Annotated in this window: 16 protein-coding genes and 9 tRNA genes; 20 read left to right on the forward strand and 5 right to left on the reverse strand. The window is 43.1% G+C overall.

Features of this window, described 5'->3' with window-relative positions:
• Positions 1-38 precede the first annotated feature (38 nt).
• Complete coding sequence (locus AC3CID_RS19155; protein WP_428784901.1) at positions 39-554, reverse strand: NUDIX hydrolase; 516 nt, start codon at positions 552-554, stop codon at positions 39-41.
• Positions 555-841: 287 nt separating this feature from the next.
• Here AC3CID_RS19155 and AC3CID_RS19160 point away from each other — a divergent pair, with 287 nt between their 5' ends.
• From AC3CID_RS19160 to AC3CID_RS19190, 7 genes are all read left to right on the forward strand, one after another.
• Positions 842-2,497 (forward strand): ATPase RavA domain-containing protein, encoded by a 1,656-nt coding sequence (locus tag AC3CID_RS19160; RefSeq protein WP_171308899.1) that lies wholly within the window; start codon positions 842-844, stop codon positions 2,495-2,497.
• 12 nt (positions 2,498-2,509) lie between these two features.
• A complete protein-coding gene (gene viaA / locus AC3CID_RS19165; RefSeq protein WP_065105819.1) occupies positions 2,510-3,955 on the forward strand; it encodes an ATPase RavA stimulator ViaA in 1,446 nt (481 codons plus the stop codon).
• 197 nt (positions 3,956-4,152) lie between these two features.
• A tRNA-Cys gene (locus AC3CID_RS19170) sits at positions 4,153-4,226 on the forward strand.
• 44 nt (positions 4,227-4,270) lie between these two features.
• Positions 4,271-4,346, forward strand: a tRNA-Gly gene (locus AC3CID_RS19175).
• A gap of 80 nt (positions 4,347-4,426) precedes the next feature.
• Positions 4,427-4,513: transfer RNA gene (locus AC3CID_RS19180), tRNA-Leu, on the forward strand.
• Between the two features lie 66 nt (positions 4,514-4,579).
• Positions 4,580-4,653 (forward strand) — tRNA-Cys (locus tag AC3CID_RS19185).
• 297 nt (positions 4,654-4,950) lie between these two features.
• Positions 4,951-6,840: a methyl-accepting chemotaxis protein gene (locus AC3CID_RS19190; RefSeq protein WP_442806017.1), complete on the forward strand. Its 1,890-nt coding sequence runs from the start codon at positions 4,951-4,953 to the stop codon at positions 6,838-6,840.
• Positions 6,841-6,925: 85 nt separating this feature from the next.
• Here the strand turns inward: AC3CID_RS19190 and AC3CID_RS19195 are convergent, their stop codons facing one another.
• Complete coding sequence (locus AC3CID_RS19195) at positions 6,926-7,714, reverse strand: lipase family protein (RefSeq protein WP_488527937.1); 789 nt, start codon at positions 7,712-7,714, stop codon at positions 6,926-6,928.
• 349 nt (positions 7,715-8,063) lie between these two features.
• Between AC3CID_RS19195 and AC3CID_RS19200 the strand changes: the two genes are divergently transcribed.
• The 5 genes from AC3CID_RS19200 (at position 8,064) to AC3CID_RS19220 (ending at position 8,734) form a co-directional block, all read left to right on the forward strand.
• A tRNA-Leu gene (locus AC3CID_RS19200) sits at positions 8,064-8,150 on the forward strand.
• Between the two features lie 83 nt (positions 8,151-8,233).
• Positions 8,234-8,307 (forward strand) — tRNA-Cys (locus AC3CID_RS19205).
• 44 nt (positions 8,308-8,351) lie between these two features.
• Positions 8,352-8,427: transfer RNA gene (locus AC3CID_RS19210), tRNA-Gly, on the forward strand.
• Between the two features lie 80 nt (positions 8,428-8,507).
• A tRNA-Leu gene (locus AC3CID_RS19215) sits at positions 8,508-8,594 on the forward strand.
• Positions 8,595-8,660: 66 nt separating this feature from the next.
• Positions 8,661-8,734 (forward strand) — tRNA-Cys (locus AC3CID_RS19220).
• A gap of 157 nt (positions 8,735-8,891) precedes the next feature.
• On the opposite strand, the gene AC3CID_RS19225 is transcribed toward AC3CID_RS19220, so the two are convergent.
• Positions 8,892-10,082, reverse strand: coding sequence for a hypothetical protein (locus AC3CID_RS19225; protein WP_488527938.1), 1,191 nt, complete (start codon positions 10,080-10,082; stop codon positions 8,892-8,894).
• A 621-nt stretch (positions 10,083-10,703) separates the two neighbouring features.
• On the opposite strand from AC3CID_RS19225, the gene nirB reads away from it, so the two are divergent.
• From nirB to cobA, 4 genes are all read left to right on the forward strand, one after another.
• Positions 10,704-13,262, forward strand: coding sequence for a nitrite reductase large subunit NirB (nirB, locus tag AC3CID_RS19230; RefSeq protein ID WP_076670776.1), 2,559 nt, complete (start codon positions 10,704-10,706; stop codon positions 13,260-13,262).
• Positions 13,263-13,277: 15 nt separating this feature from the next.
• Positions 13,278-13,601: a nitrite reductase small subunit NirD gene (gene nirD / locus AC3CID_RS19235; protein ID WP_004731122.1), complete on the forward strand. Its 324-nt coding sequence runs from the start codon at positions 13,278-13,280 to the stop codon at positions 13,599-13,601.
• Positions 13,602-13,724: 123 nt separating this feature from the next.
• On the forward strand, positions 13,725-14,540 hold the full coding sequence (locus AC3CID_RS19240) for a formate/nitrite transporter family protein (protein ID WP_017109568.1): 816 nt from the start codon (positions 13,725-13,727) through the stop codon (positions 14,538-14,540).
• A 459-nt stretch (positions 14,541-14,999) separates the two neighbouring features.
• Positions 15,000-15,776 (forward strand): uroporphyrinogen-III C-methyltransferase, encoded by a 777-nt coding sequence (cobA, locus tag AC3CID_RS19245; RefSeq protein WP_488527939.1) that lies wholly within the window; start codon positions 15,000-15,002, stop codon positions 15,774-15,776.
• Positions 15,777-15,852: 76 nt separating this feature from the next.
• On the opposite strand, the gene AC3CID_RS19250 is transcribed toward cobA, so the two are convergent.
• Positions 15,853-16,404, reverse strand: coding sequence for a DUF4174 domain-containing protein (locus tag AC3CID_RS19250; RefSeq protein ID WP_065105814.1), 552 nt, complete (start codon positions 16,402-16,404; stop codon positions 15,853-15,855).
• 175 nt (positions 16,405-16,579) lie between these two features.
• Here AC3CID_RS19250 and AC3CID_RS19255 point away from each other — a divergent pair, with 175 nt between their 5' ends.
• The 3 genes from AC3CID_RS19255 to AC3CID_RS19265 all read left to right on the forward strand — a co-directional run bounded on the left by AC3CID_RS19255 (position 16,580) and on the right by AC3CID_RS19265 (position 19,181).
• Entirely contained in the window at positions 16,580-17,053 is a 474-nt protein-coding gene (locus tag AC3CID_RS19255) for a LabA-like NYN domain-containing protein (protein WP_009845414.1), read from the forward strand.
• Between the two features lie 80 nt (positions 17,054-17,133).
• Complete coding sequence (locus AC3CID_RS19260) at positions 17,134-17,799, forward strand: response regulator transcription factor (protein ID WP_017104767.1); 666 nt, start codon at positions 17,134-17,136, stop codon at positions 17,797-17,799.
• Positions 17,796-19,181 (forward strand): histidine kinase sensor domain-containing protein, encoded by a 1,386-nt coding sequence (locus AC3CID_RS19265; RefSeq protein WP_488527940.1) that lies wholly within the window; start codon positions 17,796-17,798, stop codon positions 19,179-19,181. Before AC3CID_RS19260 ends, AC3CID_RS19265 begins: the two co-directional genes overlap by 4 nt.
• 188 nt (positions 19,182-19,369) lie before the next feature.
• Here AC3CID_RS19265 and AC3CID_RS19270 read toward each other — a convergent pair whose 3' ends face one another.
• On the reverse strand, positions 19,370-20,674 hold the full coding sequence (locus tag AC3CID_RS19270; RefSeq protein WP_009845411.1) for a dicarboxylate/amino acid:cation symporter: 1,305 nt from the start codon (positions 20,672-20,674) through the stop codon (positions 19,370-19,372).
• A 555-nt stretch (positions 20,675-21,229) separates the two neighbouring features.
• Between AC3CID_RS19270 and AC3CID_RS19275 the strand changes: the two genes are divergently transcribed.
• Entirely contained in the window at positions 21,230-23,323 is a 2,094-nt protein-coding gene (locus tag AC3CID_RS19275) for a TonB-dependent siderophore receptor (protein ID WP_488527941.1), read from the forward strand.
• Positions 23,324-23,404 lie beyond the last annotated feature (81 nt).

A 23,404-nucleotide genomic window follows, 5' to 3' on the forward strand; every position in this document is an offset into this window, starting at 1 on the left:
CTTCTCTCCTAGAGTACTTTAGGTAGTCATATAATTGGCTATAGATAGCCACATAGTTGGGCTTTGCTTAAACAAGCGATAGTTTTTGTATCGGTGATTTGATCGTGTCGTATTTTGTTGTGCAGCTCTTCTAAGCTCAGCTCTATCACTTCTATAACTTCATCTTCGTCGCATTCAAATCGGGTAGTGAGGCTAAGATGTTTTGCGACAAATAAATGCTGAATCTCATCGCAGAATCCAGCCAAAGGTGTGACTTGTCCTAAGCTCTGAAAAAAAGTTGCACTGTAACCGGTTTCTTCTTCCAGTTCGCGCTGGGCACATTGAAGAGGTGTCTCATCAATTTCCATCGTGCCTGCAGGTAGCTCCATAAGCCATTTCTTAAGAGAAGGACGAAACTGATTAATGAGGATGATTTTTCCTGACGAAGTGATAGGAAGAATAACGGCCGCGCCAGGGTGGTGTATTGTTGTATGTTTTACCACGACGTTCGTAGGGAGCGTCACGTTCTCTTCGATGAGAGAAATACTTTTCCATTGATGGATAACTTTACTCATGCAATTTGGCCACATTCCTTGCCAATTTTTCGTATAACTGAAGACGTGTACCACCATAACGTCTATGGTGTCGAAAATAAAAGAAAAATTAGGCTTAGCAATAGATTTAATTTGACGCCGTTCGTGATGTTACTCTCATAATTGGAATCTATGATTACGCGAAAATTGCAGCGTAACCATCTGATATAAAGGCAACTCAATAATAAAAGATACTTGTAACAAAGTGCTAACAAATGTATAAAAACGTATCTACACTCTCAACTGTTCAAAGATTTTCGGAGTAACGCATGAACCCTTCTATTTCCTCACATGCTGACAAGGCGCTACTCTCTGAAAGAATCAACAAATTAGCGCATGCTCTCTCAGATGGCGTTTACGAAAGAGAAGACACCATTAAGCTTTGTTTACTGGCGGCTCTTGCCGGTGAAAGTGTGTTCCTATTAGGCCCTCCGGGTATTGCAAAAAGTCTTATCGCTAAACGCCTCATCCAAGCTTTTGACAACAGTAGCTACTTCGAATATTTGATGACACGTTTCTCTACACCAGAGGAAGTGTTTGGCCCGCTAAGTATCCAAGAATTAAAAGACAACGGTCGTTACGTAAGACTGACCGAGGGTTACCTACCAACCGCACAAGTTGTATTTCTTGATGAGATCTGGAAAGCAGGTCCTGCAATCCTAAATACTTTGCTCACGGTCGTTAACGAAAAGACGTTCAAAAATGGCGCAGACATCGAGCGCGTGCCGATGCGTTTATTAGTGTCTGCATCTAACGAACTTCCAGATGAAGACAGCGGCTTAGAAGCTCTTTACGACCGGATGCTCGTTCGTGTGTTTGTAAACCGTATTCAAAACAAACAAAACTTCAAATCGATGCTGACGACGGGTACTTCTCAGGAAGCTGTGATTCCAAAAGGTTTGGCGATTACTGATATTGAATACCATCAATGGCAGAAAGAGCTCGATAACTTGGAATTGACGGATAACTCGTTTAACAAGCTATTTGAACTGAAAACCATGCTTGAAGAGACTGTCAAAAAGCAAAGTTCGGCTACTGAAACTGATCTATATGTATCGGACAGACGCTGGAAGAAAGCGGTCAAGCTGTTGAAGGCAAGCGCATTCTTCAGTGGTCGTGATAGCGTAAACCCGCTGGATATTATGCTACTGCAAGATTGTTTATGGCATAGTCCAGAATCGCGAGACGTAGTTCGTAGTGTGGTAAAAGATTTTGCATTGAACCGAGCGTTTGATCAGCAGGAGTCGAAATCTCAAATCGAAATGTCACGTGAAGAGCTTGAAGAAATTCAAGATGATGTTGAATCAACGTTATCGGTGTCGCTCTCTATGGAATCAACCAGCGGCTTACTGCGTAAAGATGTTTACCAAAATGATATCAAGAACGCGAAAATGTACAGCGTCGGCAGCGCTTACAACCTAGTTAAACTGGTTATGCTGCAAAGCAACATGTCGGTTTCTGAATCTGAGAAAGGCGATAGCCGTTGGGTATATGTAGCCAAGGATGATTTTGACCGTGCGCTTAAAGAAGGCCACGGCGATATTTACGGTTACGTAAATGAAAATAAAAACCTATGCCGTTTAAAACTCGACTTGGATGCATCGAACCAATTAGTGATTAAAGATATTGCCAATCGCTCTGTATTGGTGAGTGTGGTTACTACCGACGGTTTAGACCAAGAATTGTATAACAAGTGGTTGAGTGGCGCTGAGAAAGCCTTAGAACAGTTAACTGAGGCTGAATTTAAGTTAAAGAGAGTTCGAACTGAATTCCATGATGCGTTGCCTCACAACTATATTGATCCTGATTTACCGAAGGCAATGGAAGCAAGCTTGCAAGCTGTAACGCAAGATCTTGAAACCACGAAAGTGAAGAGCAGTAAGATCGCACAGCGCATTAAGTTCATGAGTCAGTACTTCGAGTAAGGGGGAGAGCATATGTTAGGAGCAGACGGCTTAAACCTCGCTTTGATGGTAGCTGACTCAGGAATCATTGATACAGCGATGAATGATCTCATCGCTCGTTCTCAAGTCATGATGGCTGCTGAGAACAAGGGCGTGAAAACGTCGGTTAAAAACCATTTGGTTAAGTGGCGCGGTAAAGTGAAGAAACGTGTCACTAAGGTGTGTGAAACTGATCGTTTCCAAGAAGAAATTGCATTGTACCAAGAGGTTATCTACTGGGATGAACCCCAGTTTTTTGATGAGATTGACAGTGTCATCAAAAAATTGGAGTGGCACTCAGCGTTCTACCTTCAAGCAAGACGTTTAATGGAAAACAACAAAGGCGTTTATAACGCAATGTTTCCACACTACTTTTGCGACCAGTGGTATCAATCGCTTTCAGACGCGATTAAGCAAGCTCAAGTAACCGAACTTGAAACCAGCAAAGAAAAAGTCTTAGCTGACCTTTATCAACGCATGGAAACCATGAAAAACATGGATAAAGTGACGGAGTCGGGTGATGAAGGCAGTGTAGGGCGCTTGTGGGACATGGCTTCGGCTAAGTTGAGCAAAACTGACTTAACGGTAATGAAGCGTCATGCGGAGTTTCTGAACAAGCATAAAGGCCTTCAAGAGATCGCTGAGAAGCTTGGTCGTATGGCTGGCTTAGAAGACGATCCTTCTCTGCACAAAGCCCCTGTAGAAGAACTGCAGATGGTTGAAGAGAAAAGCGATGAAGCAGTCGATGATATTGTTGGGATTCATGAAAGTGATGACCTCAACAAGATGCTGCCGAACGAGACCATGTTCTTAGCGTATCCAGAACTTGAGGTTATCTTCTACAAACATTTGGCAGACAAGCGTTTACTTAGCTATCGTTCGCAAGGTAAATCTCGAACGCTACGTAAAGTGAAAGCTCAAAAGCCAGACAGCAAATCTGTCGACATTGAAAAAGGTCCATTTATTGTTTGTGTTGATGCTTCGGGTTCAATGAGTGGTTTCCCAGAACAGTCGGCAAAAGCGATGGCTTACGCTTTGATGCAAATCGCCTTAGCTGAAGAACGTGACTGTTATGTGATTTTGTTCTCTTCAGAACACATTACTTATGAATTGACGCGACAAGACGGCCTACGTGAAGCCAGTGACTTCCTAAGTTACTCATTCCACGGCGGGACAGATCTTGAGCCAGTGCTAATGAAGTCGATTGATTTGATGATGGGCGACAAGTACAAGAATGCTGATTTGATCGTGCTTTCTGACTTTATCGCTCCAAAGCAGTCTGATGAAATGATTGCTCAAGTCGAGAAACTTAAAACACACAAAAACCGTTTCCATGCAGTTAGTCTTTCTAAGTATGGCAACCCTCAACTTATGACCATGTTTGATCACTGTTGGTCGTATCATCCAAGTCTCGTTGGCCGCTTCATGAAAAAGTGGTAGTGCGAAAACACCTTAAATGAATCGACTTCGCTGTATGCTTTTTGAATGAAAAGATCGAACATGCAGCAATTTGATTTAAATGTCAGCAAACAGAATTTAAATTCACATTTTTGTTTGACTATCTTCACTCAATCCGTAAAGTAGGCACCCGAACACAGCGGGGCTAACGTTTAGTCGGTTCTAACGTGTTGAAAAATGGCGCCTTGGCAGAGTGGCTATGCAGCGGATTGCAAATCCGTGGACCTCGGTTCGACTCCGGGAGGCGCCTCCATTCTCTTTCTTATTTAATTAATGAGAAATTAGAAGAATGAAATTGCGATACTAGCTCAGTTGGTAGAGCGCAACCTTGCCAAGGTTGAGGTCATCGGTTCGAACCCGATGTATCGCTCCAAATTTTGTAATGTTGATTCATTTTAACATTAAGATGGTGTTTTACTTTTCAGTAATCGGCATCGCAATAAAGAATTGCGTGCCCTGGTGGTGGAATTGGTAGACACAAGGGATTTAAAATCCCTCGGCGTTCGCGCTGTGCCGGTTCAAGTCCGGCCCGGGGCACCATCTATTTGATTGTTACCTTTTGTTAGGTAATGCTCAAAAGAGTTGTTCTCTTTAAACACTATTGAAGGCGCCTTGGCAGAGTGGCTATGCAGCGGATTGCAAATCCGTGGACCTCGGTTCGACTCCGGGAGGCGCCTCCATCATTTAGAAGAAACCAGTCCTTGTGGCTGGTTTTTTCGTTTCTGGCTTCTTTGTTTCTTGTTTCTCCATCCTTGCCTCTTCATTTCTCCCCTTTACCTTTCATAGACCCACTCTATTTTGATGAGATCCTAAGTTGAACCTTTGTTGATAGACAGGTAAATAAACCAAAGTCACAATTAACCATAATGCTCAATTTGTTTCATTGTTTTATGGGATAACCCAAATTAAAACATGTGTATGAGTGATAGTGTCCCTCTTTTATATTTCTTTAATTGTTCTATAAGAGGTTCTTAAATATGCAATTTAGTCTAAAGAGGAAAATGGTTTTCTCTGTAGTTTTGGCGATTGCTGTTACATCTGCCATTCTTCTTTTCATGGGTTATAAGACGTTTCAAACAAACAGCTGGCAAGCAATCGAAAGTGAAAGCCGCAATACGCTTCAAGCTCATGCAAAAGGCATCAGCGACTGGTTTTACGATAAGAAGCAAGCAGTACACGGGCTTAAGCAACAAGTACAGCTTAACCCTTCAATAGATATCGTTCCTCATTTACGTCAAACCTTGGTATCTGGTGGGTTTGGATTGAGCTATTACGGTAACAAAGAAGGTGAGATGTTTCGCCATGATCCTTCATTGAATAAAGCGGGTTACGACCCAAGAGTCCGAGGTTGGTATAAACAAACATTGGCTGAAAATCGAGCTGTGACAACAAAGCCTTATGTGAGTGTGACGATGCAAACCTTGGTGGTGACACTGACCGATCCTGTGACCGAAAATGGTTCAATCATCGGTGTTGTGGCATCTAATCTTGCGTTAGACAAGCTAATTGAAGATGTGTTGGCTATTCAGGTTCCAGGTAATGGACGAGCGATACTAATTGATAAGCAAGGCACGGTCGTTGCTCATAAGAATAAAGATTTCATCCTTAAGGAAGTCAAAGAGATAGCACCTGAATTAAGTGTTTCTGGATTAAACAGTGCTGCGCAGAACTTGACGACGATCTTTACGCAAGTGGATGGTGCCGAGCGAGTCATCATGGCTGAGCCAATTAAAGGCACTGACTGGTTACTTGTGATTGAAATGGATAAAGACGTACTAGAGCAGCCCCTGTTCGATATGTTGATTAGCCAAATTACCACAGGTTTGATTGTATTGATCGTTATGGCTGTAGCAACCTCATGGTTTGTGGCTCGTCAATTAGTTGAACTGGGTCGAGTGAGTGAAGCATTAGCTGATATTGCGGAAGGGGAAGGCGATCTCACCCAAAGACTACAAGTGTCGAGCCAAGATGAGGTGGGTCAGCTTGCCGATAAATTTAATGTCTTCGTTGATCGACTCCATCAAATGATGCAAAACGTCACTCAAGTTTCTACCGCGATGAACAGCGGTGCCGAGCATGCTAATACCAGTGCGATGAAGCGCAGTGATAGTGTAAGCAGACAACAAGATGAGATCACTATGGTAGCAACGGCTGTAACCGAAATGGCGACAGCAACAGCCGAAATCGCCACGAATGCTGAGAGTACGGCCAAAAGTGCGACTCATTCGGTGGAGTTGAGCGAGCAAGGTTTCCAACAGATGGCCAAAAGCCAATCATCGATCAATGAACTTGCTACTGAGCTAACAAGCGCTGTGTCTATCATCAGCGAGCTTGAAGAGCATGGTCAACAAATCGCGTCTATCTTAGCGACGATTCGTGAAATAGCGGAGCAAACTAACTTACTCGCGCTCAATGCGGCCATTGAAGCGGCTAGGGCAGGCGAACAAGGCAGAGGTTTTGCTGTGGTGGCTGACGAGGTTCGTGTGCTTTCTCAACGTACTCATGCTTCAACAGAAGAGATCGAAGACAAGATCAAACGCTTACAACAAGCGACCAATGGTGCGGTGAAAGTGATGACACAAAGCCATGATATGGCGAAAACAAGCGTACATGACGTGGACATGGCCGGAGAGAGCCTAGCTCAAATCCGTGAAGCGATTCAGATGATCAGTGATATGGCGACTCAGATTGCTTCTGCCGCTGAAGAACAATCTTTAGTTACCGCGGAAATCAATGCGAATACTGAGTCTGTTCGTGAAGTTAGTGATGTGATGGCGCTTGATGCGACAGATGCAGTTTCGCAAGCCGATCAGCTCAGCCACTTAGCTAACGATCTCAAACAGGAACTATCAAGATTTAAACTTTAAGTTCAGTTAAAACCATAAAGAGCACAAGTCATTACAAGCTTGTGCTCTTTTTTTTATCCAGCCAGCATCAACTTAATTCACTGCCTCAGCGCTTATCGAAGAAATCTTTGTTACGAATATACTTGCTCATTAGGTGATAAGAGAAAGGTCGGATCAACCAACTGAAAATTGAGCGTCCAAGGCGTATTAACGTCGGTGTGTTTTCATAGATCCTGCCGTTATAGAGCCAAAGTACTTTCCCTACATGCCAATACAGCAGTGGCACGGGCGGCATGAAGGTGACAATATCGATGTCACAACAGATACGGTAGGTTTTCTTGCTCAAACGGTAGTTCTTTTTAAAACTCCAATCACCAATTGCAGGTTGTCCAAAAGTCACAATTCGTTTGATACAGCCTGGATACTTTTGGTCTAGGTAGTCAGCAAATACACAACCAATAGAGCCACCAGAAGAGTGCCCAGTAATAGAAATTCTTTTCCCTTGCTCTAACAAAGGCAAGAGCGTGGCTTCTAAGCGTTCGATAACGGTTTGCCCAAGCTTGTCTTCGTTACGACCTGGTTGGCTTTCTTGGAACATAAGATGATAGAAGCCAGCGTGTACCCGATAGTTCAACCCAATCCTTTTACAGCTTCTGGTCCATAGTGCAAAAGTGAGTAGCCAGTCAAAAACGCTGTGTGACCCCTTGATAACCACGACGACTTCATCTTTGTCGCTGCTCCATAAGACTCGAATCATGGTTTTGCCAAACTGATTCTTTATGATGCGCTGTCCATTAGGATCAAAACCATAACGAGTTTGTTTAAATACTCTAGGGTAGGCGAGGTTGCAGAGCACGGCGTAGCGTTCATATTGGTATCGTTTTAGTGGCTTCACGTTGTCATTTCGTAATAGTTGTTACTTAAAACTTTAGTCTTTGAATGTGAAAAGCACATGAAAACGAGGGAGTGTTTCGTTCATTCTATGGAATCAACAGTATTTAGTGAATCTTCGAACTGGATTTCGGCTTATGAGTTCCCGTTAAAACTCAAAATCTACGTATAAGAACCGTACAAGCTGCACTAAATTCAATCGTTTGAGTTCGATAATTAATCACTTGAATTGAAAGATAAAATTTACTGTTGACGAATTTTTTCTATCCGTTAAAGTACACCTCGTTCTCACGGCTTAGGTCGCTGAGAGATGGTGTTTTACTCTTCAGTAATCAGCATCGCATGATTGCGTTGCCCTGGTGGTGGAATTGGTAGACACAAGGGATTTAAAATCCCTCGGCGTTCGCGCTGTGCCGGTTCAAGTCCGGCCCGGGGCACCATCTATCTAGCTTCTACTTTGAGTAGAGTGTTGAACAAAGAGTGGTTCTCTTTAAACACTTCAATATATTTTTATGTTGATAAAGGCGCCTTGGCAGAGTGGCTATGCAGCGGATTGCAAATCCGTGGACCTCGGTTCGACTCCGGGAGGCGCCTCCATTCTCTTTCTTATTTAATTAATGAGAAATTAAAAGAATGAAATTGCGATACTAGCTCAGTTGGTAGAGCGCAACCTTGCCAAGGTTGAGGTCATCGGTTCGAACCCGATGTATCGCTCCAAATTTTGTAATGTTGATTCATTTTGACATTAAGATGGTGTTTTACTTTTCAGTAATCGGCATCGCAATAAAGAATTGCGTGCCCTGGTGGTGGAATTGGTAGACACAAGGGATTTAAAATCCCTCGGCGTTCGCGCTGTGCCGGTTCAAGTCCGGCCCGGGGCACCATCTATTGGATTGTTACCTTTTGTTAGGTAATACTCAAAAGAGTTGTTCTCTTTAAACACTATTGAAGGCGCCTTGGCAGAGTGGCTATGCAGCGGATTGCAAATCCGTGGACCTCGGTTCGACTCCGGGAGGCGCCTCCATTATTTAGAAAGCCCGATCAGAAATGATCGGGCTTTTTTACGTCTGTAGGAAAGTGTTCTTAGATAACATTTCTTGTTCTGTCTTTGTTCTGAATAATTAAGGAAGCAAGTGCTATGAATCGTATCTCTGTTTGATCAGTAAACACGTATATGTGAATCAAAGAGTCCAACGCTGATCAGTGAACTGCATTTGTTCAATGCTTGATAGGGTATTCAAGCCATCGCGTGAAGTAACGGTGTCATTGAGCTGAAATTTACCGCCCCCAAGATTGTGGATTTGGTATTCACTTTTAGGACCATGTACTACAACCGTATTAACACCTAAATTTCCGGTTACCTTATTATCATATCCATTGATCTCAATATTTGCGTTATTCTTGCCCGATAGCGTTAGTTTCGTCAGATATTGAGAGTGATGAGTGTAGGGCGTTGCTGGGTCATATTGCATTTTAAAAGTGCCGGTGAATGTATCAGCAATGTATGCGTCGTAAGCCAGGGTTGGAGAGAAAATCTGTTCCGTAATATATTGCGCGTTTGGATCTCTTGTAGAAAAGTCGTCGCGAGTTTTAACTCTGTTTAACCCCCACATACCTTCGCCACTATACGCCCCCCAAAGCCCGTAATAGCTATCAATGACGGCTGCAAAGTACTCTTGGTCAACACTGACTTCTTCTTGCCACTCTTCCAAAGTGTCAACTGGAGGTGTATAGGCATTATGTAAAGCCTGAGTCTGTATTGTATTTAGCTCTTTTTGAAATAAAGGTAATGCCGATTCGCCACTTTGAGGGGAGTTAAGAACACCAATACCATAGTCATGGACTAGGTGGAGAATTTCCTCGTAAGACGCATCGCGATGCTCTTCATAATCCTGTCGAACGTACCATTCTCCGCCTTCTACTTGAATTTCCTCTTCGAACAAGGGTTGGCCATCCAAATCGTCGTTATATTGGGGCTCATCGTGGTAATTCATTAGCTTCAATATTGCGCCATTGTTCGCCATAGCATTTGCAATATCGCGTTTTGAGTCAGCGCTCCCGTATTTAGTGCCATCAACGGGGGTTAGATAGTGGTTGAGAACATTGACTGCTTTGACTATTTGATAATCGCTCAGGCGATCCATAATTAGAATATGGATAGATTTGCCATTGGGGGCATTGACCGCGACATGTCGGTTATAACCTGCTTTGGAATACGCAGAGAACTGAGAAGGGACTGCTTCTATTGTGATCCCGTGAACAACGGATGGTTTGACATTTTCTTGGCTTGCCACAGGCTTGCTTTGGCTTGAACTATTACAACCGACAAGAAGAACAGTGGCAGCGAATGCAGTTAAAGATAACACTTTCATGGGACACATCTTATGATTTTGAACGTAGTGCCAATATACCGAGATGTCGCTTGATATTGGGTGATTACAGTTGCTGTAATACATATCCATACAATGTCTTACAAAGCCCGTGATCCTAACCGTTCTATCATTTTAAGTTGTTAGCGGCCGCGAGTAGTGTCGAGGTATGGATGAGTAAAATAGCGAAGGTAATAGTTTCGTCTGTCATAGACACGTTATGCGTAATAGTGGAGGAGATGGTATTTGCTTTGTCACCATTAATTGATCATATGACTCTTCACAATTACTCATACTTCTTCATGAAGTAAGAGGTTTGGCAATTTGTAGAGTAGAAAATGGAACAGTAAATGAAAATGATTGTCATTTACTTACGTTGTTGCTAACCTATTATGAAACTTTACAACACTCTTTCTAGTGCGCCAAAGTGTATATAAAATCCCGCTAAACCCTACCAAAACTACGGTTATTCGTTTGCTTTGACTGATAATTAGGCAGATCTACCTCTTTTGTCCTACCCCTTTTGGGTAGTTCGATTTCGTAATTGATTTACATCATATTTTCATTTTCTTTCATAATTCATTATTCGTGTAGTTAAGAAATATATAACCTTCAGGAATTCTTATGAGCAAGATGAAGTTAGTCGTAATCGGTAACGGGATGGTAGGCCATCGCTATATCGAAGATTTAGTCGAGAAGACAGATGTCGCTAACATGGATATCACGGTGTTCTGTGAAGAGCCCCGCGTAGCCTATGATCGTGTACACCTTTCTTCTTATTTTTCACACCATACTGCGGACGAACTTTCTTTAGTTAAAGAAGGCTTCTACGAGAAACACGGCATCAACATGCTGATCGGCGAACGTGCAATTAACGTTAACCGTGAGAAAAAGACTGTTTACTCAAGCACAGGTCGTGAAATTCAATACGACAAGCTTGTTCTTGCAACCGGTTCTTTCCCATTCGTTCCGCCAATCAAAGGTCACGAAGGTAAAGACTGTTTCGTTTACCGCACAATCGAAGATTTGAAAGCGATTGAAGCAACCGCTAAGAACTCAAAATCTGGTGTTGTTGTTGGTGGTGGTCTACTTGGCCTTGAAGCGGCAGGTGCACTTAAAGCACTTGGCGTAACCACACATGTTGTTGAGTTCGCTCCTAAGCTAATGGCTGAGCAACTTGACCAAGCGGGCGGTAACCAACTTCGTCAAAAAATCGAACGTATGGGCGTAAACGTTCATACAAGCAAAAACACGCTAGAAATTGCTCCTGAAGGCACTGAAGCTCGTAACGTGATGCGTTTTGCAGACGGAACTGAGCTAGAAACTGATTTCATCGTATTCTCTGCTGGTATTCGCCCACAAGACAAACTTGCTCGTCAAATGGGCCTAGGTATTGCACCTCGTGGTGGCATTGAGATTAACGATCACTGTCAAACGACAGACAAAGATGTTTACGCAATCGGTGAGTGTGCGTCTTGGAACCAAACGTTTTACGGCCTTGTTGCTCCTGGTTACAAAATGGCGACCGTTGCTGTTGACCACGTTGTTGGTAACGAAAGCACATTTGAAGGTGCCGACATGTCAGCGAAGCTGAAGCTTCTTGGCGTGAAAGTAGGTTCTATCGGTGACGCAAACGGTCGTACACCGGGTTGTAAGAGCTACGTTTACCAAAACGAAGAGTCTGAAGTTTACAAACGCATCATCGTTTCGGAAGATAACAAGAAGTTGCTTGGTGCCGTAATGGTCGGTGACACATCTGATTATGGCGATCTTCTACAGTTAATGCTGAATGAAATCGAGCTACCAGAACACCCAGATGCATTGATTCTTCCTGCTCACGCGGGTGCTGAAAAACCAACACTTGGCGCGGACTCTTTACCAGAAACTGCCGTTATCTGTTCTTGTTTCGATGTAACGAAAGGCAAGATCGCTCAAGCGGTTGCTGAAGGTCATCACACCATTGGTGATATCAAAGCAGTCACTGGCGCAGGTACAGGTTGTGGTGGTTGTATCCCTCTTGTCACTTCAGTGCTAAACGCTGAACTTGCTAAAGCAGGTGTGGAAGTGAAGAACGACGTTTGTGAGCACTTTGCTTACTCTCGCCAAGAGCTTTTCCACCTGATTCGCATCGAAGAAATCAAAACATTCGATGAGCTACTAGAGAAATACGGTAAAGGCTACGGCTGTGAAGTATGTAAACCTCTAGCGGGTTCTATTCTTGCTTCTTGCTGGGGTGAACACATCCTCAAGCCTGAACTAGTGAAACTGCACGATACCAACGATAACTTCCTAGGTAACATTCAAAAAGACGGCACTTACTCGGTTATCCCTCGTATGGCTGGTGGTGAAGTAACACCTCAAGCACTTAGTGTTCTTGCGGATGTGGCGGCTGAATACAACCTGTACACAAAAATCACGGGTGCACAACGTATCGGTCTGTTTGGTGCTCAGAAAGATGACCTACCAGCAATCTGGAAGAAGTTAATCGCTGCAGGTTACGAAACGGGCCAAGCTTACGCAAAAGCTCTTCGTATGGCTAAGACATGTGTTGGCTCAACTTGGTGTCGTTACGGTGTTCAAGATTCAGTTGGCCTAGGCGTGATGATCGAGAACCGTTACAAAGGCATCCGTACACCTCATAAGATGAAGTTTGGTGTGTCGGGCTGTACTCGTGAGTGTGCTGAAGCTCAAGGTAAAGATTTAGGTATTATCGCGACTGACGCGGGTTGGAACATGTACGTGTGTGGTAACGGTGGTATGAAGCCTCGTCACGCAGACCTACTGGCAAGCGACCTAGACCAAGAAACACTGTTGAAATACATCGACCGTTTCATGATGTTCTACATCCGCACGGCTGCGCCACTACAACGTACTTCGGTATGGATGGACAACCTAGAAGGTGGCGTTGACTACCTACGTGAAGTGATTGTTGATAACAAACTTGGCATCAACGACCAGCTTGAAGCTGACGTGGCTGGTCTAGTGGGTAACTTCGCTTGTGAGTGGACTGACACTATCAACGACGAAGCTCAACTTAAGCGCTTCTCACACTTCATCAATGCTGATGACCGTGATGAAAACGTTGTGTTTGTTGACGATGGCCGTGAACAACACCGCCCAGCAACATTCACAGAAAAACACCCAGAAGCGAAGGGCGACATCCTTCACGTTGAACTGGTTTAATTGGGAGACGACATCATGGCATTTACCAAAGTTTGTAAGATCGAAGATATTATTCCAGGTACCGGTGTTTGTGCATTGGTTGGTGGTGAGCAAGTTGCTATTTTCCGCCCAACGAAAGCCGAAGAAGTGTTCGCTATTAGTAATACTGACCCGTTTTTCCAATCAAACGTTTTATCTCGTGGTTTAACGGTTGAGCACAAAGGTGAGCTTTGGGTGGCGAGCCCACTTAAGAAGCAACGCTTTAACCTAGCAACAGGTGTGTGCATGGAAGACGAGAACTTCAGCGTGAAAGCGTATAAAGCTCGTATTACCAAAGGTGCTGTTGAAATCTCAGCATAATCAAATACGTAACAAGATTTGATAGTTCAAGGGTTCTAGTTCCCGACATTGCCTTAGTTCGGCAGCTAGAGCCTTTTCCTATCCAATTTTAACTTTTAATTTTAACTTTTTAAGGACAACCTTATGTCTCCTGATTTTAAACCAGCTGAATTCGTTCAAACGATGATCGATGTGGGTGAAGCGAAAACGAAAACAAGTACTCGCGATCTTCTTATTCGAAGCACAATGGCAGGCATCATTCTTTCTCTTGCTGTTGTTGTGGCAATTACGACTATCGTGCAAACAGGCATTGGTATTGTTGGCGCTCTTGTGTTCCCAGTAGGCTTCGTTATTCTAAGTGTTATGGGCTACGACCTAGTAACGGGTGTATTTGGCCTTGCTCCTTTAGCGAAATTCGATAACCGCCCAGGTGTGACTTGGGGTCGTGTTCTACGTTGTTGGGGTATTGTTGGCCTTGGTAACCTCATCGGTTCTCTAATCGTTGCGGTATTGGTTGCTATCTCATTAACGGGTAACTTCTCTTTAGATCCAAACGCAGTAGCACAAAAGTTCATTGCGGTTTCTACAGCTCGTAGCCTAGGTTTTGAAAACATGGGTATGGACGGATGGATCACGTGTTTCGTACGCGGTATCTTCTGTAACCTAATGGTATGTCTAGGCGTGATTGGTAACATGACAGCACGTACTGTGTCTGGTCGTGTAGCAATGATGTGGTTCCCAATTTTCATCTTCTTCGCACTAGTATTTGAGCATACAGTAGTAAACATGTTCCTATTCCCACTGGGTATGATTCTAGGCGCTGATTTCGGTATCGCGACATGGTTGAACTTCAACCTTATCCCTACAATCCTTGGTAACATCGTTGGTGGTTTGTTCTTAACATGTGTTCCTTTGTTCCTAACACACGCAAGAACAGCTCCTTCTCTAGGTGCTAAGTAATTCTGAATACGGTGAAACGTAATTTAGTATGAGATTAAGAGCCCCAACAACATGTTTGGGGCTTTTTTAGTTCGAACGCCTTAAACATCATCAATGCGTTGATTTTTATTGAGTAATACCAATCACAGTAAGTAAGTGATCAGAAATAGCGCAGGAAAAAGGCTTGAGAACAAGGCGGAATTTTTCGATAAGTAGTTATTCTACAATCAAAAATTCTAACGAAGTTATCGAGCGTTTTAACCAGCTAGGATGAACAGTTATTTACTACGATTGGTATCAAATAGCTGCAATAGACTGTTTTGTTATAATTACTTCTATCTTCGTTAGTATTTAGACTGAATATTTAATTCAACACCTGATAGTCTAAGGGTTAAGGATTTGGATAAGTCATCATGAATACAGTGACTTATCACATAGATTAAAGCTTGAGACAAAACAAGCAAACCTTCGGAGCACAGCATGTCAGAAGTATCGTCATCGAATGTTAAAGAAGTAACCAAAGGACTGGTTTCATTAGTAGGCGCGGGCCCTGGTGACCCAGACTTACTTACCCTAAAAGCGGCACGTGTTATTCAACAGGCTGATGTGGTCGTTTATGACCGCTTAGTATCTAAAGATATTTTGGCAATGGCTAACGCCGATGCAGAGATGCTGTATGTGGGGAAAAAGCTCGACCATCACTGTGTACCACAAGATCAGATCAACCAACTGCTAGTAACTAAAGCGCAAGAAAATAAGCATGTTGTTCGTCTTAAAGGCGGTGACTCGTTTATCTTTGGTCGTGGTGGCGAAGAGTGTGAAACTCTCGCTGAAAATGGTGTGAAGTTTGAAGTGGTACCCGGCATCACTGCAGCGGCAGGCGCGACGGCTTACGCGGGGATTCCGCTTACACATAGAGATCACGCACAAAGCGTTCAATTCATTACTGGCCATCTGAAGAAAGACGGTGAAGATATTGATTGGCGTTCGCTTGCTCAGCACAACCACACGATTGTGTTCTACATGGGTCTGAAAGAGAGCCCGAACATTCAGAAAAACTTGCTTGATAATGGTATGCGAGCAGACATGCCCGTTGCAATTATTGAAAATGGTACGCGCCAAGAACAGAAAGTGTTCCGTGGTGGTTTGAGTGACTTAGCCAACCTTGCGAGTGTCGCAAAAAGCCCAGCACTTATCGTTGTTGGAAGTGTTGCTCAGCTCCATGAAAAACTGGCTTGGTTTAACAAGCATGCTTAAGTGATTGATGATCAAGCTTAGCTTGTTAGCTCGTTAGTTTGGTTGATGGTTAACCAAAGGCTTAGCTGACTAAGAATCAAATACTGCAGCGGCTGCCTTGTCGCTGCATTTCTTGTTTACGCATCGGCATCTCATCAATCAGGTTAGTGATCAGGTTCCAATCGGTTTTTCCGCTCCATCTGTGCTTCTCTTGTCCGTCTTTACCTATTAAAACAGCGGTATGCGACCCTTTTTGTATCTCATAGATGCTCGTTACTGCCTCTAGATTAAACTCTTCATCAAGCCATGTCGGTACGGTATAGCCACTTTCTGCTATGACCATCACGACCACATCACGTTCGTCCAATTGACAGTTGTTTATCAGTACTTCATTGAGAAACGCTTTAACGACAGAGTCTTCCGTTGGGGCGAAATAGATCACGCTACGATGAGGGAGTAATTTGGAATGGGAGTAGGCTGGGTAAGCGTGTAGCGAGTTAACTGACAGAATCATAAACATAACCGCGCTTGTTACTAGAGTTTTTACTGATTTGGATAATGCTTTGGCTAACGCTGCACAGCAACGTGGCAACACTGAGCCGTTGGTGTCGCTGCGAAGACATGATCTGATTATTTGTCGGTACTGCATGTTCCACCTTCCTTGATAAACTCAAACAAGTTCTGAGTTAAGCCAATAACAATGACGTCAAGCTAGTGATAGCTACGTTAAGCATAGCTAATGAGTTCATTTTTATTAAAGAAAGCGGCTCGCATTTTAGAGTTGAATAGAATAGGGTATACGGAAAATCTAAAGGTATGAATTTATGGAAAACATAGCAATTTTGGTCGACGTTCAGAACGTTTACTATACAACGCGTGACAAATACCGTTCTAACTTCGACTATAACCAGTTTTGGTATGTTGCCACGGAAGGGCGTAACGTGGTTGAAGCCAATGCTTACGCGATCTCTAGTCAAGATCCTAAACAGCGTCAATTCCATCACATCCTTCGTGGTGTCGGCTTTAATGTGAAGTTAAAACCGTTTATTCAGCGTCGAGATGGAAGCGCAAAAGGGGATTGGGATGTCGGTATCGCGTTAGATGCGATAGAACTTGCTGAGACAGTTGATACCATTGTTTTAGTCTCTGGTGACGGTGATTTCGAAATCCTTGTTGAGCGAATCAAAGAACGATTTGGTAAGCCAGTTGAAGTGTATGGTGTACCGGGGTTAACTGCTCAAAATCTTATCGATTCTGCCTCAAAATTTGTACCGATTGAAAAAGATTTCTTACTATAGGGTAAATCTCGCATTTTATAATTGAAATCAATAATAACGATAATTAAAATGCAAACTATTATTATTTATCGGTTTGTATGATGTCGCGCGTTTTAGTTGTTGATGATGATATTCAGTTATGTGAATTGTTGGGCGAAGTCTTAGAAAATGAAGGGTATCACGTTGATACCGTTCATTGTGGCGAGTCTGCGCTTGAGTTCATTCAGTCTCACCCTGTTGATTTAGTATTACTTGATGTAATGCTACCTAACCTAAGCGGTATTCAAGTTGCTAGACGAATTTGTCAGCGCTTTGCTACCCCCATTCTTATGCTAACCGCTCTTAACGACGATGCCTCGATGCTCGACGGATATCAAGCGGGGGCTGATCAATACATCGCCAAACCTTTTAACGTTCCAGAACTATTGACTCGTATCAAGGTGATCTTGCGCCGAGTTGGTTTTGAGCGTCAAAGACAGTCTTTAGCTTCATCTAACCATGGTTTGTGCGAACAACTTTCTCGTTTACCACTAACCGGCACTGAAAAAGATCTGCTTGATTACTTGGTCAAAAATGACGGTATCGTCGTATCGAAATCTGACCTTCAAATCCATGTACTTAAGAAAGAGCTTTGTCCTTTCGATCGTAATTTAGATATGCATATCAGTAATATACGTCGAAAATTGGTGCAGGCTGGCTTATCTAAACAACACATCAAAACAGTTCGTGGTAAAGGTTATAGCTATCTAGAGTCGGTAGGGGTATGAGCCAAAAATTGCTGCGTTGCCCTGATTTTATTGCCAAGCGTAAGGATGGCTTAACGTTTCAATTATTCAGCTACCTGACGGTGATCCTAGTAAGCATCTTGATCCTTCAAGGTGTGGCGGAAAGAGCGCTGATGAAAGCCTTATTGAAGGTACCTGAATCGGTAAAGTCTGAAATGCTCGACCTTGCTTATCAAGCCAATGTGTTGATTGAGGAAGGGGATATGGATGAGTTAGCCGACTGGGGTAATGCTCAAGGCTACTATCTGTTTGTTATCGATGAGAATAATCGCCCCATTACTCATCGACATATGCACCCGCACTTTGAATTCAAATTGAAGTACTTGCGAACCTTGGATCATCAGTTGAGCGATCGTGTCAGTAAGCCTATCTTCGGTTTGCCACTGAATAATGGCAACACGTTAGTCATTCAACTACCGCACCAGTTTCATCCGGCTAAATCCTTTGCTCCATATTCCTACATGCTGAAAGCCTTGATTGCATTGGTCGTACTGTCGCTGTTCTCCATTATTATGGCAAAAAGCCTGCAGCAACCTTTGGATCGTTTAAGGGAGGCGAGTCGAAGATTAGCGCAAGGGGATTTCTCGGTGAGTGTTGTGTCTGAGCTTGATTCAACCACGCGAGAATTTAACGAACTTGCCCATGATTTTGATCATATGACTCGTGAGATTAAGTCACTGGCTGAAAAGCAGCGCCGTTTGATTCGTGATGTGTCCCATGAGCTACGAACGCCATTGGCAAGGCAAAACCTCGCCTTACATCTTTTACGCAGCAAGGTCGATGATAAGAGCATTGGCTTACTTGAGCGAATGGAAAGTGAAACCGAAGAGATGAACAAGCTGGTGGGGGAAATCCTTGAATTCAGCCGCTTAGAAACGTCTCGTTATGATTCTAAGTCGAGCTTGATGCATCTTGAGCATTACTGTTCGATGCTCATCGCGCAGATGCAAAACGACTTGAAGCCGAATCAAACCTTAGTTGGCGATTTAGAGACGCCGACATCAATGGTTCATGTTGATGAGAGGTTGCTTCTCAGAGTGATTGGTAATTTGGTCGGTAACGCAATTAAATACGCCGGTGAGAATGCTCATGTTGTCGTGATGACTTACGAATTGTTAACCGATAAACGTTACAGTGTCATATCTGTAGAAGATGACGGTGATGGCATTCCTGATAACAAGATTGCAGGGATATTCGACCCGTTTACTCGCATAGAGTCAGCGCGCGATAAACAGTCTGGTGGCTACGGGTTAGGTCTTGCGATTGTTAAAGAAGCGATGGGTGTGATGAATGGGCATGTGACCGCTGAGAACAGAGAAGGTGGGGGACTGAGAGTAAATTTGATGTTCCCAATCAGTGAGTAACTTTCCCTAATGCGAAGTACGTTAAATAGCTAATTATCTCAACTCAGTTGTACTGACTTAAGCGATACCCAATAAAAAATGCCACTGCAGATGCAGTGGCGTTTTTGTTTATACGCTTTTCATTATCAGCTAAGGCATAGCCATTAATTACGCCTTAGCTTGGAGATAAGAGCGATAGAGAAGCTAGATTATGCCTGTTGGCGTGCTAGCTTAACTTCTTCTTCTTTCTCACCAGCTGCCGGGTCGTTGAAGCGAGACTCATCAAGAGAACCTTCAGACTTAGCAACGATGATAGTTACGGCACTATCACCTGTGATGTTTACTGCGGTACGAATCATATCAAGAAGGCGGTCAACACCCATGATTAGAGCAATACCTTCAAGCGGTAGACCAACTTGGTTCAATACCATCGCTAGCATAACAAGACCAACACCAGGAACACCTGCAGTACCAACAGACGCCAATGTCGCTGTTAGGATAACCATTAGGTAATCACCCATAGTCAGGTCGATGTTATAAGCTTGTGCGATAAACGCAGTTGCAACACCTTGCATGATAGCTGTGCCATCCATGTTCACTGTTGCACCTAGTGGTACTGTGAATGAAGCGACTTTGTTGTCTACGCCCATGCGGTTTTTAGCCGTTTCCATTGTCACTGGAATCGTTGCGTTCGAAGAGGCAGTTGAAAACGCAAACATGATTGCATCTTCCATCTTACGTAAGAACGTAATCGGGCTTAGGCCTGTGAATCCTTTAAGCATCGCGCTGTAGGTAACCAAACCGTGCAGAAGTAGGGTACCTGCAAGCACTAAGAAGTATTCTGCTAGGTTCCAAATTGCGCTTAAACCAAGACCAGAGAACAGCTTCGCCATCAAGAAGAACACACCGTAAGGCGCAAGGTTCATCAGAAGAGCGACAAGCTTCATGATCACTTCGTTTAAGTCAGAGAAAACCGCGGCGATACGCTCGCCAGGTTTACCCGCTGCACTGATTGCAATACCAAACAACACTGCAAATACGATAACTTGCAGCGTTTTGCCCTCAGCCATCGCCTGAATAGGGTTGGTTGGGAACATGTCGATGATTACTTGGCCCAAAGAAGGGGCATCAGCTGATTTGAAAGAGCTCGCAGCAGTAAGATCCGCACCAGCTCCAGGTTGGAACAGGTTACCGATAGTAAGTGCTAGAGTGATAGCAACGGCTGTAGTACCGATATAAAGTGCAAGCGTTTTGCCCCCCATACGGCCAAGAGTTGATAAATCTTTAAGAGAGCTTGTACCGCACACTAGTGAAACGAAGACTAGAGGCACAACAAGCATTTTTAAACTGGCGACAAAAATCTGTCCGCCTACTTCAAAGAGTCCGTTAACGATGTAGTTGTTAACAAATCCGCTGTCTGCAAAAAGGGATTGAATGGCAAATCCCGTTAATATGCCCACGACCATACCGAGGATAACTCGACCAGTTAGAGACATAGGTTTCTTGGTATTCATTTAGAACACTCCTTATTATTTATAACTTTGATACCTTTTCAAAGTGAGCAGGAGATTAGCAGTCGGTTGTTCAAATCGAAAAACAAAAAATGAGTTTGAAATTATAGATGTGATCACAATCACTGATAATTGTGTAAATTAAACAAATAAAAACAAAGTAATTCACTATCTATTTACATTTATCGAGGGTTTTATACATAAATCCGTCGTTTCAAAGGTAGTAAATAAGACAAGACAATTTTCTTATCGATCGTCATATCTTAAATAGACCAAGCAAATAATGGTGTTTCAGAAGATTCGAAGATAACTGCGAGGTTTTTTATTCAAACGAGCTGTAAATATCTGTATCGAATTGGATTTGTATAACCTGTTAAAACCACTAGATAAGCGCCTTTACAAAGCTTTACGAATGCAAAGAATGTAAATTTAATGCAAATGGTAATAGTTATCACTTATATTCACTCCCGAAATGATTAGTGGTACCGGAAACGGTTCAACGAGCACATCGAATAAATAAAAAGTGCTCGAATAAAAGAATAAAGCGGAGTAAAGGACATGTTTTCAAAGAGCCCATTGGCTTTAGTGATCGGCGCAGTATTAGCTTCACCAGCAGTATTGGCAGAAACAGTAAAAACAGACGAGCACATGGTTGTTGAAGGTCGCGACTACGGTTACAAAGCCGACACAAACACAACAGCAATGCGCATGGAGGCCACTCAATTAGAGACTCCGGGACAAGTTTCAGTAATCGATGAGCAAATCATCGATGAACAGCGTGCTAGCACTTTGGGCGAAGTTTTACAAAACGATGCAAGTGTTAGTGCTGGCGGTACAAGTCGTAACCGTGAGCGTTTTTCTCTTCGTGGTTTTGAATTAAGCAGCTCTGACGGCTTTTTACGTGATGGACATCAACATTGGTCTCATTACCGCCAACCTATTGAGCTTTTAGAGCGTGTAGAGGTTTTAAAAGGCCCATCAGGTTTACTTTACGGTAAGTCGGAGCCGGGTGGCCTTGTAAACATGGTTACCAAAAAGCCGACTGCGAATACTCAGATGTCATTAAGTCAAGATGTGGGCTCTGATGACCATTATCGCACGACACTGGACGTAAGCGGATCTCTAAACTCAGATGAGACACTTCGTGCTCGTACAGTGCTTTCTAAAGAAACATACGGCTCATACCGTTCTTATGGTGATGGAACTGAACCAGATACAGATCGTTTTGTTGGTGGTTTATTTGTGGAATATGACATTACAGATCGAGTAATGATTTCTGCACATTACGACAAAACAGAAGATCATGGTAGCGTCGATTCTGGTGCATATATTGTTAACGGAAAGCCAGTTCTTGGAAATACACACATCTGGGATGCTGAGTGGTCAAAAATTGAAAACGATGTAGAGAATTACGGTGTTGCAGTTGATGCGCTGATTACCGATACAGTTGGTTTGAAAGTGGGATATAACCGTCAGAACTTTGAACGTTTTGATGTGGAATCATACCCAAGTTTTTCTGATTATGAAGAGACGGGCCTTATCAAGCACTCAGGTAATGAGCGTTCAGATAAGTGGGTATTTGATACAGCATATGTTGATGTAACTAAGGACTTTGAACTATTAGGAACTGAGAATACTTTGTTAGTAGGTGGTAACTGGTTGGGTTACTCTTACGACCGTCATCAAACTTACTATAACTCAGTGTCTAAAGCTCCGAATGAAACTGTTGGTAAACCAGGCTATTCGGGAAAAGTGAAAGAATCTGATTCTGAATATGAAGCTTACGGTATTTATCTTCAGAATATGATGACTATAAATGACCAGTGGCAAGTTCTTGTTGGCTTACGTTTTGATGAGAAGAAAACTGATGACCTAACAGAGAACCAAGTTTCTCCAAAGCTTGGTGTTATCTATCACCCCGCGGAAAATGGCTCTATTTATGTACAGTACTCAGAGAGCTTTATGCCTCAAGGTGTTGTGAGTGGTGATGAGTACGTAAATGATGGCGAAGAGTTAGATGCGGAACGTGGTATTTCTTATGAAGTAGGCACAAAGTGGGAATTGCTTGATGAGCGTTTGTTCTTAAGTGGGGCATTATTCGATATTACCAAAGAAAACATTACGCTTGATGTGGAGGCCGGTGTCGACGGTAATGGCGATACTCTTTATAACAAGACTCAAGGAGGTGAGCAACAACACCGTGGTGTTGAACTCTTAGCTCAAGGTTTTGTAACCGAAAAGTTCTCTCTTAGTGCGTCAACGATGTATCTAGATGCCGAGATTACTAAGGACGATACTTATCAAGGTAACAAACCAGCAGATGTTCCTGAACTATCTGCAAGCCTTTGGTCTACATACAAAGTTATCGAAAATACAAATGTTAACCTTGGTTTAATTTATGAAGGTGAGCGTTATGGTGATGCTGCAAATACCTTTAAGAAAGACGGTTATGCTCGATTTGATATGGGTGCATCATATACACATAAATACAATGATGACTTAGACATTGTTGCTCGTTTGAATATAGAAAATGTATTTGATACAGAATACTTAGCGGGTGGTGGTTCAACAAGCTCAAGCCAAGATGGTGCAAAAAATGTAGTCATTGGCGAAGGTCGTAACTACATGGCGACTTTGCAGGTAAAATACTAATTTGTTAGTAGGGTGCTATTACTAGCATAAATACTTAAGGGGAAAGTTTCGGCTTTCCCCTTTCGTGATTCTGCTATTTAG

This window comes from Vibrio sp. QJM3NY_21 (assembly GCF_057785975.1).

Coding starts and splice junctions, on each gene's coding strand:
- AC3CID_RS19225 (WP_488527938.1), bottom strand. CDS start 10,082: ATGAAAGTGTTATCTTTAACTGCATTCGCTGCCACTGTTCTTCTTGTC.
- AC3CID_RS19160 (WP_171308899.1), top strand. CDS start 842: ATGAACCCTTCTATTTCCTCACATGCTGACAAGGCGCTACTCTCTGAA.
- AC3CID_RS19240 (WP_017109568.1), top strand. CDS start 13,725: ATGTCTCCTGATTTTAAACCAGCTGAATTCGTTCAAACGATGATCGAT.
- AC3CID_RS19265 (WP_488527940.1), top strand. CDS start 17,796: ATGAGCCAAAAATTGCTGCGTTGCCCTGATTTTATTGCCAAGCGTAAG.
- AC3CID_RS19250 (WP_065105814.1), bottom strand. CDS start 16,404: ATGCAGTACCGACAAATAATCAGATCATGTCTTCGCAGCGACACCAAC.
- AC3CID_RS19190 (WP_442806017.1), top strand. CDS start 4,951: ATGCAATTTAGTCTAAAGAGGAAAATGGTTTTCTCTGTAGTTTTGGCG.
- AC3CID_RS19155 (WP_428784901.1), bottom strand. CDS start 554: ATGAGTAAAGTTATCCATCAATGGAAAAGTATTTCTCTCATCGAAGAG.
- AC3CID_RS19270 (WP_009845411.1), bottom strand. CDS start 20,674: ATGAATACCAAGAAACCTATGTCTCTAACTGGTCGAGTTATCCTCGGT.
- cobA (WP_488527939.1), top strand. CDS start 15,000: ATGTCAGAAGTATCGTCATCGAATGTTAAAGAAGTAACCAAAGGACTG.
- viaA (WP_065105819.1), top strand. CDS start 2,510: ATGTTAGGAGCAGACGGCTTAAACCTCGCTTTGATGGTAGCTGACTCA.
- AC3CID_RS19255 (WP_009845414.1), top strand. CDS start 16,580: ATGGAAAACATAGCAATTTTGGTCGACGTTCAGAACGTTTACTATACA.
- nirB (WP_076670776.1), top strand. CDS start 10,704: ATGAGCAAGATGAAGTTAGTCGTAATCGGTAACGGGATGGTAGGCCAT.
- AC3CID_RS19260 (WP_017104767.1), top strand. CDS start 17,134: ATGTCGCGCGTTTTAGTTGTTGATGATGATATTCAGTTATGTGAATTG.
- AC3CID_RS19275 (WP_488527941.1), top strand. CDS start 21,230: ATGTTTTCAAAGAGCCCATTGGCTTTAGTGATCGGCGCAGTATTAGCT.
- nirD (WP_004731122.1), top strand. CDS start 13,278: ATGGCATTTACCAAAGTTTGTAAGATCGAAGATATTATTCCAGGTACC.